This is a genomic window from Kitasatospora sp. NPDC001683 (genome assembly GCF_053596495.1).
In genome coordinates this window covers 1-15976 of sequence record NZ_JBSFGK010000004.1, presented here as the reverse complement: position 1 = coordinate 15976, position 15976 = coordinate 1, and the positions used below count along the sequence as shown (strand labels likewise).

The window sequence follows — 15976 nt, the reverse complement described above, 5'->3', positions numbered from 1 at the left end:
AGGCCCCTTGCGGCGAGGCGTACGGCTCCGCCCACACGCCTCGCCGCACTCCGGTACGCCGGAGCGCGACCCCACGCGCCGTCAGCGCACGATCGGCTTCGCCCCGGTCGCCTGGGCCAGCAGCGCCTCGTACACCTCCGGGTCGGTGGTGTGCTCGCCGAGCCGGACGGTCTTGCGGCTGCCGTGGTAGTCGCTGGAGCCGGTGACCAGCAGGCCGAGCTCGCCCGCCAGACCGCGCAGCCGCTGCCTGGTCTCCTCGTCGTGGTCGGTGTGGTCGACCTCCAGCGCGGCCAGCCCGGCCGCCGCGAGGTCGGCGATCACCTGGTCCGAGACCGTCCGGCCGCGCTTGACCGCGCCGGGGTGGGCGAACACCGGCACGCCACCGGCCGCCCGGACCAGCCGGACCGCCTCCACCGGGTCGGTCTCGTGCTTGCGGACGTCCGCCCGGCCGCCGTTGGCCAGCCAGTCCCGGGTGAAGGCGTCCGAGACGGTGGTCACCACGCCCGCCTCGACCAGCGCGCTGGCGATGTGCGGCCGCCCGACCGAGCCGGCCCCGGCGATCCGCTGCACCTGCTCCCAACTGATGTCCGCCCCGAGCTCCCGGCAGCGCTCGACGACCGCCCGTCCGCGCCGGAACCGGTCGGTGCGCACCAGTTCCCGCTCGGCCTCGAACTCCGGCTCCGCCGGGTCGAACAGGTACGCCAGCAGGTGCATGCTGATGCCGTCCACCACGCAGGACAGCTCGGCGCCCGGGACGACGGTCAGCCGGGCGCCGTCCGGCAGCGCGTGCACCGCCCCGGCGGCCTCGGCGTGGCCGGCGACGGTGTCGTGGTCGGTCAGCGCGACCACGTCGAGGCCGGCGGCGACCGCCGCGGCGACCAGCTCGGCCGGGGTGTCGGTGCCGTCGGAGGCGTTGCTGTGGGCGTGCAGGTCGATGCGCACGGGGCGGACTCCTGGGGCTCCGGGGGCGTGGGTGCCGCCCAGGATAGGCCGTTCGGACGGTCAGCCGAGCAGACGGGGGGTGAGCGCCCCGCAGGGCAGCAGCTCCAGTTCGGCGCCGGCCTCGCGCAGGTCGGTGAGCACCAGTTCGTCGTACATCACCAGGGCCGACTGCTCGGGCCAGGCGATCGCCCAGAGCCAGAGCCCGCGGGCCTCGCCGACGAACACCGCGCGGTCGGCCGGGGCGTCCGGGACGTGGAACATCGGGGTGGGCCGCCCGGCGGCCATCAGCTTGGCGTCGGCGGGCTTGTAGAGGCCGACCGAGTCGCCCGGGTCCGGCCCCGGGAGGCCGGCGTAGCGGGCGCCGAGCCCGACTCCGAGCTCCTCGGCGACCAGCACCAGCTCGCCGAAGCCGCCGAGCGGGGCGGGCCCGGAGCAGGCGACGGCGGTGGCCCGGGCGCCCGAGACGTCGTCGCCGACGTGGGCGATGCCGGTGTAGAGCCAGCCGACCGGGAGCGGCCAGGGCAGCCAGACGGGGACCTGCGAGCGGGCGACGGCGACACCCAGGGCTTCCACGCTCGGGGGTAGCACCGGCTGCATCGGCTGCACGGCTCCGTGCCGGTCGCACTGCCAGGTGTCCGAAAAAAGACCGGGGGCGCGGACCCGACCGGCGCACCTCGGGCAGCTTGGCTCGCCCCTCATAGCCGACAACGCTCCTCCCTCCGGACCGCCGCGTCAAGGACGATCACCCGTACGGACGGCTCGGTGGCACCTGTCGGTGCTGGACGCCCGGCCGGCGCGGGTGGGGGTGCGGCGCGGGCGGTCCCCGTTGGGGGATGTCCCGTGGCGGGTGGCGGCAAACGTCCCGGGGGCGGGGGTGGGTCGGGGCAGGGGGCGCGGCCGGGTCGGGGGCCGGACGCACTGACGCCCCGTCATCGGCGATCGCGGTGACGGGGCGTCAGTCGGGTATCGGTACGTCCGGATCGGACGTTCCCGGCTCGTCGGCGGCGGGTGAGGCCTCCCGGTCGGGGGCGCCGCGCCGGGTCAGGCGGTCGGGCACGGGCGGATGAGCAGGCGTTCGCCGGTGCGGGCGGCGTCCTGGACGAGCTCGCGGACGGTTTCGGCGTCGGCGATCACGCGGTCGGTCGCGGAGCCGTTGGCGTCGTCCAGTCGGAGGATCTCGAAGCGCATGGGCTTGGTCATGGGCGTCTCCTTTCCGGGCCCCGACGGGCGGGGCGATTGCGGCTGAGTGGGTATCAGCCCTTTCGGGGTCTTGCGGATCCGGCGCTGAAGCCGGACCGGGCGGGTCGTGCGTGCGGCGGTCTGCTGCGGCAAGGGCTCCCCCTGCTTGCCTGGTGCGTCCAATGCCTCGTGAACCACGGTGTCGTGGCGGTGCTACTGGGCCGTTGCCCGTCCGTAACGTCCAGGTTTCGGCTGATCGGCACCCGTGTGCGGGCCGGCGATGATTCCCGGACAGAATCAAAGATTACCGTAACTAACGAATTTTGTCCTGCGCCGAGACCGGTCGAACTTCCGGAAGTGGTAGAGACCACTTCGGTGGAGGTGGCCGCCCGGGGCGCCGCTCAGGCCCAGAACGCGGCCAGCGCCTCGGCCGTGGCGGCCGGCCGCTCGGCGTTGGGGGAGTGGCCCGCGCCCGCGACGACCACCCGGCGGGCGCCCAGCCGCTCCGCCATGGCGCTCTGCTCCGGCACCGGCCAGGCGTAGTCCCGCTCCCCGGACAGCACCAGCACCGGCAGCGCCCCGGCGGTCACCGCGGCCAGCTCGTCCACCCGGTCCGGCGCCGCCACCAGGTGCCCGCCGGTGACGGCCAGCGCCCGCGGCACGTTGGCCACCCAGCGACGGTGCAGGAACTCCGCGACGGCCGGTGCCAGGACGGGCTTCGGCTCCCCGCTGCTCTCGTCCATCTGCCGCATCACCTGCCAGATCTCCTCCAGGCTCATGACCGGCAGGACATCCAGCAGCAGTTTGGTCCGGGCCGCCTCGGCCGGATCGATCGCCCCCGGGCCAGTAGCGAGCAGGGTCAGCGAACGCCACGGCAGCGGGCCCTCGGCGGCCGCCGCGAGCACCGCCTCCCGGACCACCTGGCCGCCGAAGGAGTGCCCGAGCACGTGCACCGGCCCGCCCTCCGCCGCCAGCACCCCGGTCAGCGCCCGGACGTCGGCGCCCAGCGCGTCCACGGCGTACGCCGCCGCGTCGTCCGGCCCGCCGGTCTCGTACTGTCCCCGCTGGTCCACGGCCGTCACCCGGTACCCGGCCGCCGCGAGCGGCTCGAGCAGCGCGATGAAGTCCTCCTTGCTGCCCGTGAACCCCGGCACCAGCAGCGCCGACCCGCGCACCGGGCCGGCCGGCTCCGCCCGCAACGCCGCGAACTCCCCACGCGCGGTCACCACCCGCTCCGCCCGGGCACAACCGGGCAGGGTCAGGAACGGCGGAGTACTCATGAACGGCTTCCCTCCCGCGACACGCCACACGCGACACCCCGAGCCTATGCCGTCCCGGCCCCCCACCCCACCAGCCCGGACACCCGGTGGCGGAGGCTGGTGGCGGACCCCCTGAGGCGGCCCCGCTGCCGCTGCTCGCGGCGCGACCGGCGGCGGAAACGCCGGACGGGGTGGGGCGCCGCTGCCTCAGGCTGTGCGGACACGGGGGCGCGCGCGCTGGGGGGCTTGGGGGAGTAGAAGCGCCCGGAGCAGGGGGCTGGCAGCTGCCCGGGGCGGTATGGGGGCTTCATGACAGGGCAGCCGCGCGGTACTACCCGCGTGGCGCGCGTGCACCGCGGGCCTGCCGGGGTGGAAGCGCCCGGGGGCCGGCTTCCTGCTGTGGGGTGGCGGCGCGGGGGCGCGCCGGGAAATGCCCGAGGGGGCGGGCGGGCTGGTGTGGCCCGGCCCGCCCCCTCGGGGGTGGGGTGTGTCAGCCCTCCGGAGTGGTCTCCGGGGTGGCCACGGCCTTGCGGGCGCGGGTGCGCTTGCGCGGGGCCGGCACCTCGGCGGCCGGGGCCTCGGTGGCCGGGGCCTCCGGGGCGGGCTCGGCGACGGCCTTGGGCTTGCGGGTGCGGGTCCGGGTGGCCGGCTTCTCCTCGGCCGCGGCCTCGGCCACCGGGGCGGCCTCGACGGCCTCCGCCTTGGGCTTGCGGGTCCGGGTGCGCGTCGCGGGCTTCTTCTCGGCCGGGGCCTCGACGGGAGCCTCAGCCGCCGGGGCGGCCTCGACGGCCTCCGCCTTCGGCTTGCGGGTGCGGGTCCGGCGCGGCTTCTCCTCGGCCGGGGCCTCGGTCGTCTCGACGGTCTCGACGACGGCCTCCGCCTTCGGCTTGCGGGTCCGGGTGCGGCGCGGCTTCTCCTCGGCCACCGGCTCCACCGGCTCCACCGGCTCCACCGCGACCACGGCGGCCTCGACGACCGCGGCAGCCTCGGCCACCGCCTCGGCCGCCACCGGGGCGGTCTCGCCCCCGGCGGCGCCACCGCGCGAGCGGCGACGGCGGCGGCGCGGGGCGGTGTCGCCCTCGGCGCCCTCGACGGCCGGGGCCGCCTCGGTCACCGCGGCGACGGCAGTCGCCTCGCCCTCGCCGACCTCCGCGCCACGGCGGGTGCGGCGGCGCTCCCGGGTGCGGCGCGGCTTCTCCTCGGCCGGGGTCTCGACGGCGGGACGGCCGGAACCGGCGCGACCGCCGCGACCACCGCGGCCGGAGCGCGAGCCCCGTCCGCCGGTCTCGCCGAGGTCCTCGATCTCCTCCGCGCCGAGCCCGGCCCGGGTGCGCTCCGAGCGCGGCAGCACGCCCTTGGTGCCCGGCGCGATCTTCAGCAGCTCGTACAGGTGCGGCGAGGTGGAGTAGGTCTCCTCCGGGTCGTTGAACGACAGGTCCAGCGCCTTGTTGATCAGCTGCCAGCGCGGGATGTCGTCCCAGTCGACCAGGGTGACGGCGGTGCCGGAGGCGCCGGCCCGGCCGGTGCGGCCGATCCGGTGCAGGTAGGTCTTCTCGTCCTCGGGGCACTGGTAGTTGATGACGTGGGTGACGCCCTCGACGTCGATGCCACGAGCCGCCACGTCGGTGCAGACCAGCACGTCGACCTTGCCGTTGCGGAAGGCGCGCAGCGCCTGCTCGCGGGCGCCCTGGCCGAGGTCGCCGTGGACGGCGCCGGCCGCGAACCCGCGCTGGGTCAGCTGGTCGGAGACGTCGGCGGCGGTGCGCTTGGTGCGGCAGAAGATCATCGCCAGCCCGCGGCCGTCGGCCTGCAGGATGCGCGAGACCATCTCGACCTTGTCCAGCGAGTGCGCACGGAAGATGTGCTGCTCGATGTTGGCGACGGTGGTGCCGGTGTCGTCCGGGGCGGCGGCCCGGATGTGGGTCGGCTGGCTCATGTACCGGCGGGCGAGGCTGATGACCTGGCCCGGCATGGTGGCCGAGAACAGCAGGGTCTGCCGCTTCGCCGGCAGCATGGTGATGATCTTCTCGACGTCGGGCAGGAAGCCCAGGTCGAGCATCTCGTCGGCCTCGTCCAGGACCAGCGCGCGGACCTTGGACAGGTTCAGCTTCTTCTGCCCGGCCAGGTCCAGCAGGCGGCCCGGGGTGCCGACCACGATGTCGACGCCCTTGGTGAGCGCCTCGACCTGCGGCTCGTACGCCCGGCCGCCGTAGACGGCCAGGACCCGCACGTCGCGGACCTTGCCGGCGGTCTGCAGGTCGTTGGTGACCTGGGTGCAGAGCTCGCGCGTCGGGACGACGATCAGCGCCTGGGGGAAGTCGGAGAGCTGCTCCTCGGTCGCCCGGCCGGCGTCCACGTCGGCACGCACGGTGACCCGCTCGATCAGCGGGAGGCCGAAGCCGAGGGTCTTTCCGGTGCCGGTCTTGGCCTGGCCGATGACGTCGTGGCCGGTCAGCGCGACCGGGAGGGTCATCTCCTGGATCGGGAAGGGATGGACGATGCCGACGGACTCGAGCGCCTCGGCGGTCTCCGGGAGGATCCCCAGGTCCCGGAACGTCGTCTTGATGGGTTCAGCGGTGGTGGACAGGGTGCTGCCTCTTCCGTTTTCGGAGGGGCCGAGAGCGAGCGGCGGGCGGGCAGCCGCGCGGCTGCGTACGGGCCTGGGCGGCCCCGATTACAGCTGCGCGGACGCACAACCGCGCCGGTCCCTGCGGCCGGCCGGTGCGCGCGGCCCGATGGCGGGGCGCGTCGCCGGCGGCGTCGGGGAGGGTTCCCGTGAGGGACCTGCGCGGGACCTCCGCCAGGTGGGCGTGGTCTCGGCGGCCCTCGCTCGGCCACTGATGCGGTGCCAAGGCTTGAAGTCCAAGCCATGGTCGGAGCCGATCGGCTCTCCGACCGGGCATCCGCGTACGTGAGTACCCGTGCCTCCGGTGCGGACACGTCCGAGGGGACGGCGCCGCTACGGAGCGGGCTCGTGCGGGCCACCGAGACGGCGGTGACACCGTGCGAGCACGACGGGGCTCCGTACCACCATACAGTCAGGCGACGACTCGAACACGTGACGCGTCTGACATTGCCCCGGGCGACCGGGCCGCGAACGGCCGATCCGGCAGGTCACCCGGGTGCGCCGGGTGGTGGGGCGGGCGGTCGGGCGGGACTAAGGTGGCGGGTCATGGAGACCCATGGTGAGACGCAGGACGGCGCCGGCTCGATCGGCGACTGGGCCACGTGCTCGGCCGAGCCGGGCTACCGCGCGGCGGTGCTGGATCTGCTCGGCGCGCTCGCGTACGGCGAGCTGAGCGCCTTCGAGCGGCTCGCCGAGGACGCCAAGCTGGCGCCCGACCTCGCCGACAAGGCGGCGCTGGCCCGGATGGCCTCCGCCGAGTTCCAGCACTACCAGCGGCTGCACGACCGGCTCGCCGAGATCGGCGCCGACCCGCAGGAGGCGATGCGCCCCTTCGTCGAGCCGCTGGAGCTGTTCCACCGGATGACCGCGCCCTCGGACTGGCTGGAGGGCCTGGTCAAGGCCTACGTCGGCGACGCCATCGCGACCGACTTCTACCGCGAGGTGGCCGTCCGGCTGGACGACGACACCCGCGAGCTGGTCCTCGGCGTCATGTCCGACACCGGCCACGGCCAGTTCGCCGTCGACAAGGTCCGCCAGGCCATCGAGGCCGACCCGCGGGCCGGCGGGAGGCTCGCCCTGTGGGGCCGGCGGCTGATGGGCGAGGCGCTCAGCCAGGCCCAGCGGGTCGTCGCCGAGCGGGACGCGCTGTCCAACCTGCTGGTCGGCGGCGTCCAGGTGCAGGGCTTCGACCTGGTCGAGGTCGGCAAGATGTTCAACCGGATCACCGAGGCGCACACCAAGCGGATGGCCGCCCTCGGCCTCGCCTCCTGAGCCGCCCCGGGCCCGCCCTCAGGCCGGCCGGTGCCGCCGCGGCGCGCGGTGGGCGCCGGCCCGGTGCGGGTGGTGCCGGTGCGCCGGGGCCAGCCCGGCGGCCAGGTCCGGCCGGGCCAGCAACGAGGTGAAGACGCCCGCGGCCAGCGCCGAGAACGCCACCGCGACCACCGGGTAGCGCCCGTTCAGGCAGAAGTGCGCGACCACCCCGCCGAGCAGCGCGGCCGCCAGCGCCGTTCCCGCCACCGTGAGGCGCGACGCCCGGAAGTACGCCGGCAGGCCCAACAGCGCGATCGCGGCCGCGACCAGGCCGACCAGGGCGAAGACGAGCGATTCGATCAGCAAGGCGGCCTCCCCGGGGGACGGGCGGACGGCACCGGCGCCGTCCCTGTCGCCGTACCCCGGCCGATCCGCCGGTACACACGACGGTGCCCCGCTCCCGGCGGGGAACGGGGCACCGGAGGATGAGCGGCGGCGCCTCAGAGGGTGCCGAAACCGACCTTGCGGGCGGCCTGCTCGCCGATCTCCACGTACGCCAGGCGCTCGGCCGGGACGATAACGCGGCGGCCGTGCTCGTCGGTGAGCGAGAAGAGCTTGGTGGAGCCCTCCAGCGCCTTCGCGACCGCGCTCTCGACCTCATCGGCAGTCTGCGAGCTCTCGATCACGATCTCGCGCGGCGCGTTCTGCACGCCGATCTTGACCTCCACGGCTTCCGTCCCTCCGGGGTTGCAGCCTCCACGCGCGGGCACCGGACCGCCTGGAACAAGCGTTCGCGGCGACCGCGCCGTACGGCTTCACCATAGAGCACCCGATCACCGCACCGGCGAAGGTCGGCGGATCGTCAGCGCTGAGCGGAACCCTCCGCCGGCACGTCGCCCGGGTGCATCGGGAAGCCCTTCAGGCCCCGCCACGCCAGGCTGGCGACCAGCCGCACCGCCTCGTCGCGCGGGATCTCCAGCCCCTGCGACAGCCAGTACCGGGCGGTGATCTGGGCCAGCCCGCAGACCCCGGCGGCCAGCAGCTTCGACTCCGCCTCCGGCAGGTCGGTGTCCTCCTGGATCACCTTGCTGACCAGCGTCGCGCTCGCCTCGGAGGCCCGCTCCACCCGCTCCCGCACGGCCGGCTCGTTCGTCAGGTCCGACTCGAACACCAGCCGGAAGGCGCCCGACTCGCTGGAGACGTAGTTGAAGTACGCCTCCATCGTCGCGGCCACCCGCAGCTTGTTGTCGGTGGTCGTGCCCAGCGCCTCCCGGGTCGACTCGACCAGGGCGTCGCAGTGCTTGTCCAGCAGCGCCAGGTAGAGCTCCAGCTTCCCGGGGAAGTGCTGGTAGAGCACCGGCTTGCTGACCCCGGCGCGGTCGGCGATGTCGTCCATGGCGGCCGCGTGGTAGCCCTGCGCGACGAACACCTCCTGGGCGGCACCGAGCAGTTGTTCACGGCGGGCGCTTCGCGGCAGGCGGGCACCGCGCGGGCGCTCCTGCGCCTCCTGGATGGCCGTCACGGCGCTCCTCACTTCGGGCTTGTTCGGGGCTGGCAAGAGGGCCGATTCTACTTTTCGGTAACCACGCCCGCGTTCGGCGAAGGTGAGAAAAGCTGCCCGATCCGCTTGTCAGGAGCCCACAATACGGCGCTGACCTCGGCGTCGGCAGTGGTCCGACGAGGGATGGGACAGCCGCACCACCACCCCCGCCACCCCCGGTCGGGGCTCACTACCATCGTCCACCATGAGCAGCGCTGAGCAGCAGGTACGTACGGTCGAGGTCCCCGGCGCGGTGCTCGCGGTGCACCGGCCCGCCGGGGAAGCCCCCGCCGACGGGCGCGAGCCCGGCCTCTTCGTGCACGGACTCGGCGGCTCCGCGGCCAACTGGACCGCCCTGATGGACCGGCTCTCCGGCCAGGTCGACGGCGAGGCCGTCGACCTGCCCGGCTTCGGCCACTCCGACCCGCCCACCGACGGCAACCTCAGCCTCTCCGGCCACGTCCGCGCCGTCATCGGCTACCTGGAGGCCTCCGGCCGCGGCCCCGTCCACCTGTTCGGCAACTCGCTCGGCGGCGCCGTCGCCGTCCGGCTCGCCGCGCTGCGCCCCGACCTGGTCCGCAGCCTCACCCTGGTCTCGCCCGCCCTGCCCGAACTGCCCCCGCAGCGCTCCGCCTGGCCCACCGGCCTGCTCGCCCTGCCCGGCCTGCCCGCACTGCTGCGCCGGCTGCCGGCCGGGCGGCGCGACGCCGAGGCGGCCACCGAGGACCTGCTGCGCCTGGTCTACGGCGACCCGGCCGGTCTGAGCCCGGCCGCCCGGGCCGAGGCGGTGGCCGAGTACCGGCGCCGGCTGGAGCTGCCGCACGCCGTGCCGGCGCTGATCGGCTCGGCCCGCGGCATCGTCTCCGCGTACACCGAGCGCGGCGACCAGGCGCTGTGGCGCCAGGCCGAGCAGGTCGCGGCGCCGGTGCTGCTGGTGTACGGGCTGCGCGACAAGCTGGTCGCCTACCGCTCCGCCCGCCGCGCCTGCGCGGCCTTCGCCGACGCCCGGCTGCTGGTGCTGCCCGAGTCCGGGCACGTGGCGATGATGGAGCACCCCGACGCGGTCGCCCGGGCCGTGCGCGAGCTGATCGCGGCCACCGCCCGCTGAGGCGGGCGGGGTACCCCGTATAGCGCCCGGTAACGGCCCGGTTCGGGGCGAGGTCACGGCGGTTCACTCGTTCAGGTGGCACGCAGGCAGGTGAGCGATGGGTGACCGGAGGCCGGTCCTACCGTTCTGCTGCCGGACCGAACAGGTGTGGGGGAGAGCCGCAGACACCGGACCACCCGGTGGGCGGCGGGCAACAGCACGGGTCCCGGCGTACCGCCCCACGGCTCCGGTAGCCCCTCGGAGGGGGTAGCAACCAGAGGAGGTCTTCCGTGCGCGTCGCCCTGCTCACCGAGGGTGCCCGTCCGCATCCCGACCGTGGCGCCGGAGCCTGGTGCGACCGGCTGGCCGAGGGCCTGCCGGAGCACGAGTTCGAGCTGTACCTGCTGACCGGCCCGGAGGGCCTCGGCGCCGCCGCCCGGCTCTCGCCCGCCTGGCGGGACGCCCGCGACCTGACCCTGTGGGGGCGGCCCCCGCGCGGCCGGGCGCCCGGGGCACCGCGCAGACGCCAGTACGCCCGGGCGTACGAGGAACTGGTGCGGGCGCTGGTGCTGCCGGGGGAGCGGGCCGGCTTCGGGGCCGGGCTGTACCGGCTGGCGGCGCTGGCCCGGGAGGACGGGGGCACCCTGCCCGCCTTCCTCGCCTCCGCCCACGCCCAGCGGGTCCTGGAACGGACCTGGCGGCTGCCCGGCGCGGCCACCTCGGCCGGACAGCCGCTGGTCCGCGACGTGCTGGTCGCCGCCGACCTGCTGGAGCAGTGCCTGCGCCCGCTGTCCGCGCCCTGGTACGGCGCCGGGCCCGGCGGCCTGGGCGGCGCCGACCTGTGCCACGTGGTCGGCGCCGGCCCGGCCGCGCTGCCCGCCCTGGTCGCCCGGCACCTGCACGGGGTGCCGTTCGTGGTCACCGAGCACGGGCTGCACCTGCGCGAGCAGTACCTCGGCTTCCCGCCCCGAGCCGAAGGGCGCGCCGGTGCCGAAAGGGTGGGCCCCTCCTGCCCGCTGGCGGGCAAGGAGGGCGAGCGACGAGCGAGGGACGAGCGCCGGAGCGACGACCGTCGGCATCGGGTTCGAGCACCCGGAGGCGAGCGGGCGAGTCATCCGCCCCGAGCCGAAGGACGCGCCGGTGCCGAAAGCGAGGAGCGACGAGCGAGGGACGAGCGCCGGAGCGACGACCGTCGGCATCGGGTTCGAGCACCCGGAGGCGAGCGGGCGAGTCACGAGGCGCCGTACCTCCCCCAGCCTTCGGCCGGGGGGACCCCCACGCCGGTCCGGGCGCTGCTGCTGTCCTTCTTCCGGGCGCTCACCGAGGAGACCTACCGGCAGGCCGCGATACTCACCCCGGGCAGCGCCCACGACCAGCAGTGGCAGCGCCGCTGCGGGGCCGACCAGGCGCGCACCCGGGTGGTGTACGAGGGCACCTCGGCCGTGGACCGCCCGGCGGCCGGCCCGGAACCCGCGCGGCCGACCCTGGTCTGGGCGGGCGCGCTGGAGCCCGGGCGCGACACCGAACTGATGCTGCACGCCTTCGCCCGGGTCCGCGCCGAACTGCCCGCGGCGCGCCTGGTGGTGCACGGCGAGGAGGCGGCTCCCGGCTACCTGGCGCACTGCGTGGCGGTCGCCCAACGGCTGGGCGTGTCGCGCGCCGTGGACTTCGCCGGACGGCCCGGCTCGCTCGCCGAGGCGTGGCAGGGCGGCACCGTCGCCGTCTTCTCCGCGCTCTCCCAGCGCAGCCCCCGGCTGCTCGCCGACGCCATGCTGAGCGGTCGCGCGGTGGTCTCCACCGACGTCGGGGTGGCCCGCGAGGTGGTCGGCCCGACCGGGCTGCTGGTGCCCGCCCGCGACCCGCGCGCCCTGGCCGGGGCCTGCCTGGCGCTGCTGCGCGACGAGGAGCGGCGCTCGCGGCTCGGCCTGGCCGGGCGGCTGCGGGCGCAGGAACGCTTCGCCGTCGAACCGGTGATCGGCGCCTTCCGGGAGATCTACCTGGAGCTGGTCTCGCAGTACCCGGCCTTCCCCGGGGGCGGCGGCGCCGGCCAGGGCGGCCGGGCGCCGCGCCCGTTCGCCCGGCCCGCCGAGTACTGGCTCACCGACGGGCCGCGCGGCCGGGACGAGCGGGACGACCGGAGTGAGCGGGGTGACCGGGACGACGCCCGGGCGGACGGAAACGACGGCTCCGGGGGTGCGCGGCCGCCCGCCGACGACGGGCTCCGGCCCGATGCTTCCGCGCCCGGTCCGCGCCGCCGGGGCGGGCAGTTCGCCGCACTGTCGGCGCTCGCCGACACCCCGACCGGACGGTCCGGGCCCGAGCCGACGCGATCCGCCGGGCAGGCGCTCGCGGAGGCCGTCTGATGTCCGGCCCGACAGGCCCGACAGGCCCGAGCGCGAACGCCGACCCGGTGCGCGAGGTGATGGCCGAGCACCGGGAGCTGTGCGAGCGCGCAGTCGATCCGCTGGAGATCGCCGCCGGACTGGAGGAGGCCGGGCTCGGGCCGGACGCCGCCGCGCGCTGCCGGCACGCCGACCTGTTCTCGCTGGCCGAGGAGCTGTACGCCCGGGTGCCCCGGCGGCCGCCGGGGCCCGGGCCGTCCGGGGAGCGGCGGGGCGGGGCCGTCGGCCGGGCGGCGCTGACCGCCGCCGTGCTGGCCACGCTGCCCTGCGCCGGGGTGGTGGCGCTCGGCGCCCGCTGGCCGGTGCTGCTGCCCGCCGCCGTCCCGCTGGTGCTGCTGCCCGCGCTGACCGGACCGGCCCCGGTCGAGTCCGGCCCGCCGCCGTGCGGGCCGGCCTGCCCGGGGGAGCTGGGTCCGGTCGGTGTGCCGGTCCGGCCCGCCGGCTCGCGGTGGCGCCCCGCCGCGCTCGGGTACGGGCTGGGCCTGGCGGCGCTGCTGCTGCTTCCGCTGGCGGCGCCGGGCCGGGACCGGCCGCTGGCCGCCGCGCTGGTGCTGGCCGCCGCGGTGTCGGCGGGCTCGACCGAGCGGGCGGCCCGCTGGTACCGGCAGGTCGGCCGGGGGCACCTCGGGGCGGCCCGCACGCTGGCCGAGTTCCGGGCCCGGATGCGGCCGGTGCTGCCGGTCGCGGTCGCGCTGCACCTGGCGGTGCTCGCGGTGCTGACCTACGCCGCGCTGGCCGTCCTGGCGGTGGTCGCGCCGCGTCCCGGTCCCGGTCACGGCGACGGGCTGCTGCACCTGGCCGCCGAGCGGGCCGGCGCCACGGCGTGGGCGGCGCAGGGCGTGCTGGGCCTGCTGCTGGTGCTGCCCGCGCTGCTGGCGCGCTGCGGCCGGGCGACGTCGGCCGCGCTGGGCGCCGTGGCCGCGCCCGCCGCGACGGCGGTGCCGCTGGCCCTGGGCCGCCCCTGGCCGTCGGCCGTCCTGCTGGGCGGTGGGGCGGTCGCCGCGGCGCTGCTGGCGCACGGCTGCACGGTGCTCGGCCGGGCGGGCTCGCACCGGTGAGCCCGGCCCGATGAACCCCTGTCAGATCTCGTTCGCTGTTTTCAGTCCGCCAGGTCGTCCCCGACCTCGCTTCGTGGAAGGACGCCCCCGATGAGGGTGCTGCTGCTGGGCGCCGACGGCTTCATCGGCCGCCGGGTGACCGATCGTCTGCTGATGGACCAGGAGTTGCAGGTGACGGTGCTCGGCCGGCGCGACTCGGCCGACATCCGCTTCGACCTGACCACCGGGAGCCCGGGCGCGCTGGCCCGTTTCCTGGACGCGGTCGCGCCGCAGGTGGTGATCAACTGCGCGGGCGCCACCTACGGCAGCTCGCGCACCCTGATCCGGTCGAACACGCTGGCCGTCGCGACGGTCTGCGAGGCGATCCGGCGCAGCCGGGAGCCGGCCCGGCTGGTGCACGTCGGCTCGGCCGCCGAGTACGGGCCGGTGCCCGGCGGGGTGCCGGTGTCCGAGCAGGCCGAGCCGCGGCCGGTCGGCCCGTACGGGGTGTCCAAGCTGGCCGGGACGGAGCTGGTGCTGGCGTCCGGGCTGGACGCGGCGGTGCTGCGGGTGTTCGACGTGGTCGGCCCGGGGGCGCCGACCGCCTCGCTGTTCGGGCGGCTCGCGGAGGGCCTGCGGCGGGCGCTGGAGCGGGACGAGGGCCAGGTGCGGATGCCGGACCTGTCCGGATACCGGGATTTTGTGGACGTGCGGGACGTCGCGCGGGCGATCCAGGCGGCGGCGGTCTCGGCCGCCACGGGGGTGATCAACGTCGGCAGCGGGCACGCGGTGCGGGCCCGGGACGCGGCCCAGCTGCTGGTCCGGGCGTCGGGCTTCGAGGGGGCGATCGTGGAGGAGAACCGGCAGGTCCTGCTGCCCGCGCAGGTCGGCGGGCAGGGCGGTGACCACCTGCCGGGCCATGGTCACCAGTCGGGGCAGTACCTGCCGGGGCACCGGGTGGAGGAGCGTCGGCCGGAGGGGCGGCCCGCCCCGGGCGAGCCGGTGCCGTGGCGGCAGGCGGACGTGCGCACCGCCCGGGACCGTCTCGGCTGGCGGACACAGGTGCCGCTGGAGGAGTCGCTCGGGGACGTCTGGCTGGAGACGGCCTGCCGGGTCTGAGGTCGGTCCGGCGGTGCCCCGGGCCCGGAATCAAGGGCCCGGGGCACCATCGACGGCGCGGTGGGCGGTTCCACGATCCGGCGCGGCCCGTCTCGCCCATCGGACGTGCTGTCTCGGAATACCGGCGGGGCATGACACTGTTGGCGTAGAGAGCCACCCGCGTGGCGGAGCAACAACCCCGTCCGAGGCTGGCCCTTGGCCACCTGAACAAGACACCCATCGGAGTCCCCGTGTCGTTGCCACCCCTGGTCGAGCCGGCCGACGAGCTCACCGTTGACGAGGTCCGCAGGTACTCCCGCCACCTGATCATCCCGGACGTCGGGATGGCGGGGCAGAAGCGGCTGAAGAACGCCAAGGTGCTGTGCGTCGGCGCCGGCGGCCTGGGCTCGCCCGCGCTGCTGTACCTGGCCGCCGCCGGTGTCGGCACTCTGGGCATCGTCGAGTTCGACGTGGTCGACGAGTCGAACCTGCAGCGCCAGGTCATCCACGGCCAGTCGGACGTCGGCCGCTCCAAGGCGGAGTCGGCGCGCGACTCGGTCAAGGAGATCAACCCCTACGTCGACGTGGTCCTGCACGAGGAGCGCCTCGACAACTCCAACGTGATGGAGATCTTCTCCGGCTACGACCTGATCGTGGACGGCACCGACAACTTCGCCACCCGCTACCTGGTGAACGACGCCGCGGTGCTGCTCGGCAAGCCGTACGTGTGGGGCTCGATCTACCGCTTCGACGGCCAGGCCAGCGTGTTCTGGGCCGAGCACGGCCCCTGCTACCGCTGCCTCTACCCGGAGGCCCCGCCGCCGGGCATGGTCCCGTCCTGCGCCGAGGGCGGCGTGCTGGGCGTGCTGTGCGCGTCCATCGGCTCGATCCAGGTGAACGAGGCGATCAAGCTGCTGGCCGGCATCGGCGACCCGCTGGTCGGCCGGCTGATGATCTACGACGCCCTGGAGATGAACTACCGCCAGGTGAAGGTCCGCAAGGACCCGAACTGCGCCGTCTGCGGCGAGAACCCGACGGTCACCGAGCTGATCGACTACGAGGCCTTCTGCGGCGTCGTGTCGGAGGAGGCGCAGGCCGCCGCCGCCGGTTCGACCATCACCTCGAAGCAGCTCAAGCAGTGGCAGGACGACGAGGAGGACATCTACCTCATCGACGTCCGCGAGCCCGGCGAGTACGAGATCGTCAACATCCCCGGCGCGGTGCTGATCCCGAAGAACGAGTTCCTGATGGGCGACGCCCTGGAGAAGCTCCCGCAGGACAAGAAGATCGTGCTGCACTGCAAGTCGGGCGTGCGCTCGGCCGAGGTGCTGGCCGTGGTCAAGGCCGCGGGCTTCGCCAACGCCGTCCACCTGGGCGGCGGCGTGCTCGGCTGGGTGAACCAGATCGAGCCGCACAAGCCGGTCTACTAGGCAGCCGGTACGCGAAGGGGCCCCCCCCCGCGGCGGGGGGGGGCGGCGCCCCGCCCGCGCCCCCCCCCCCGCGGCTCGGTCAGCGCCCTCGCCGAGGAGACGCTCGGCAACATCGCCCTCGTCCA

At 75.6% G+C, this 15976-nt stretch carries 14 protein-coding genes; 6 read left to right on the top strand and 8 right to left on the bottom strand.

Annotation, left to right across the window (positions count from 1 at the left end; genetic code table 11):
* Positions 1-81 precede the first annotated feature (81 nt).
* The 5 genes from ACWCYO_RS02895 to ACWCYO_RS02875 form a co-directional block, all read right to left on the bottom strand.
* Entirely contained in the window at positions 82-942 is an 861-nt protein-coding gene (locus ACWCYO_RS02895; RefSeq protein ID WP_270144353.1) for a PHP domain-containing protein, read from the bottom strand.
* Between the two features lie 60 nt (positions 943-1002).
* Positions 1003-1641: a DUF6758 family protein gene (locus tag ACWCYO_RS02890; RefSeq protein WP_270144350.1), complete on the bottom strand. Its 639-nt coding sequence runs from the start codon at positions 1639-1641 to the stop codon at positions 1003-1005.
* 342 nt (positions 1642-1983) lie between these two features.
* Complete coding sequence (locus ACWCYO_RS02885) at positions 1984-2142, bottom strand: hypothetical protein (RefSeq protein ID WP_270151502.1); 159 nt, start codon at positions 2140-2142, stop codon at positions 1984-1986.
* 380 nt (positions 2143-2522) lie between these two features.
* The gene (locus ACWCYO_RS02880; RefSeq protein WP_449783148.1) at positions 2523-3401 is read right to left on the bottom strand and encodes an alpha/beta fold hydrolase; all 879 of its coding nucleotides are present in this window, start codon (positions 3399-3401) and stop codon (positions 2523-2525) included.
* A gap of 469 nt (positions 3402-3870) precedes the next feature.
* Entirely contained in the window at positions 3871-5853 is a 1983-nt protein-coding gene (locus ACWCYO_RS02875) for a DEAD/DEAH box helicase (protein ID WP_449783147.1), read from the bottom strand.
* Between the two features lie 699 nt (positions 5854-6552).
* Between ACWCYO_RS02875 and ACWCYO_RS02870 the strand changes: the two genes are divergently transcribed.
* Positions 6553-7278, top strand: a complete 726-nt coding sequence (locus tag ACWCYO_RS02870; protein WP_270144345.1) for a ferritin-like fold-containing protein — start codon at positions 6553-6555, stop codon at positions 7276-7278.
* An 18-nt stretch (positions 7279-7296) separates the two neighbouring features.
* On the opposite strand, the gene ACWCYO_RS02865 is transcribed toward ACWCYO_RS02870, so the two are convergent.
* From ACWCYO_RS02865 to ACWCYO_RS02855, 3 genes are all read right to left on the bottom strand, one after another.
* The gene (locus ACWCYO_RS02865; RefSeq protein WP_270144343.1) at positions 7297-7623 is read right to left on the bottom strand and encodes a hypothetical protein; all 327 of its coding nucleotides are present in this window, start codon (positions 7621-7623) and stop codon (positions 7297-7299) included.
* A 134-nt stretch (positions 7624-7757) separates the two neighbouring features.
* Positions 7758-7985: a DUF3107 domain-containing protein gene (locus ACWCYO_RS02860; protein ID WP_270144341.1), complete on the bottom strand. Its 228-nt coding sequence runs from the start codon at positions 7983-7985 to the stop codon at positions 7758-7760.
* A gap of 134 nt (positions 7986-8119) precedes the next feature.
* Positions 8120-8779: a TetR/AcrR family transcriptional regulator gene (locus ACWCYO_RS02855; RefSeq protein ID WP_270144339.1), complete on the bottom strand. Its 660-nt coding sequence runs from the start codon at positions 8777-8779 to the stop codon at positions 8120-8122.
* 223 nt (positions 8780-9002) lie between these two features.
* Here ACWCYO_RS02855 and ACWCYO_RS02850 point away from each other — a divergent pair, with 223 nt between their 5' ends.
* From ACWCYO_RS02850 to moeZ, 5 genes are all read left to right on the top strand, one after another.
* Positions 9003-9905, top strand: a complete 903-nt coding sequence (locus ACWCYO_RS02850) for an alpha/beta fold hydrolase (RefSeq protein ID WP_270144337.1) — start codon at positions 9003-9005, stop codon at positions 9903-9905.
* A 269-nt stretch (positions 9906-10174) separates the two neighbouring features.
* Entirely contained in the window at positions 10175-12247 is a 2073-nt protein-coding gene (locus ACWCYO_RS02845) for a DUF3492 domain-containing protein (RefSeq protein WP_449783146.1), read from the top strand.
* A complete protein-coding gene (locus tag ACWCYO_RS02840) occupies positions 12247-13344 on the top strand; it encodes a hypothetical protein (RefSeq protein ID WP_449783145.1) in 1098 nt (365 codons plus the stop codon). Before ACWCYO_RS02845 ends, ACWCYO_RS02840 begins: the two co-directional genes overlap by 1 nt.
* A 90-nt stretch (positions 13345-13434) precedes the next feature.
* On the top strand, positions 13435-14442 hold the full coding sequence (locus ACWCYO_RS02835) for an NAD-dependent epimerase/dehydratase family protein (RefSeq protein WP_270144332.1): 1008 nt from the start codon (positions 13435-13437) through the stop codon (positions 14440-14442).
* 230 nt (positions 14443-14672) lie between these two features.
* Positions 14673-15851 (top strand): adenylyltransferase/sulfurtransferase MoeZ, encoded by a 1179-nt coding sequence (gene moeZ, locus ACWCYO_RS02830; RefSeq protein ID WP_270144330.1) that lies wholly within the window; start codon positions 14673-14675, stop codon positions 15849-15851.
* The last annotated feature ends 125 nt before the right edge of the window (positions 15852-15976 follow it).

Excerpts from the sequence above, each read along its gene's own strand:
- ACWCYO_RS02870 (WP_270144345.1), top strand. The coding sequence starts at position 6,553 with ATGGAGACCCATGGTGAGACGCAGGACGGCGCCGGCTCGATCGGCGAC.
- ACWCYO_RS02885 (WP_270151502.1), bottom strand. The coding sequence starts at position 2,142 with ATGACCAAGCCCATGCGCTTCGAGATCCTCCGACTGGACGACGCCAAC.
- ACWCYO_RS02880 (WP_449783148.1), bottom strand. The coding sequence starts at position 3,401 with ATGAGTACTCCGCCGTTCCTGACCCTGCCCGGTTGTGCCCGGGCGGAG.
- ACWCYO_RS02840 (WP_449783145.1), top strand. The coding sequence starts at position 12,247 with ATGTCCGGCCCGACAGGCCCGACAGGCCCGAGCGCGAACGCCGACCCG.
- ACWCYO_RS02835 (WP_270144332.1), top strand. The coding sequence starts at position 13,435 with ATGAGGGTGCTGCTGCTGGGCGCCGACGGCTTCATCGGCCGCCGGGTG.
- ACWCYO_RS02875 (WP_449783147.1), bottom strand. The coding sequence starts at position 5,853 with ATGACCCTCCCGGTCGCGCTGACCGGCCACGACGTCATCGGCCAGGCC.
- ACWCYO_RS02850 (WP_270144337.1), top strand. The coding sequence starts at position 9,003 with ATGAGCAGCGCTGAGCAGCAGGTACGTACGGTCGAGGTCCCCGGCGCG.
- ACWCYO_RS02890 (WP_270144350.1), bottom strand. The coding sequence starts at position 1,641 with ATGAGGGGCGAGCCAAGCTGCCCGAGGTGCGCCGGTCGGGTCCGCGCC.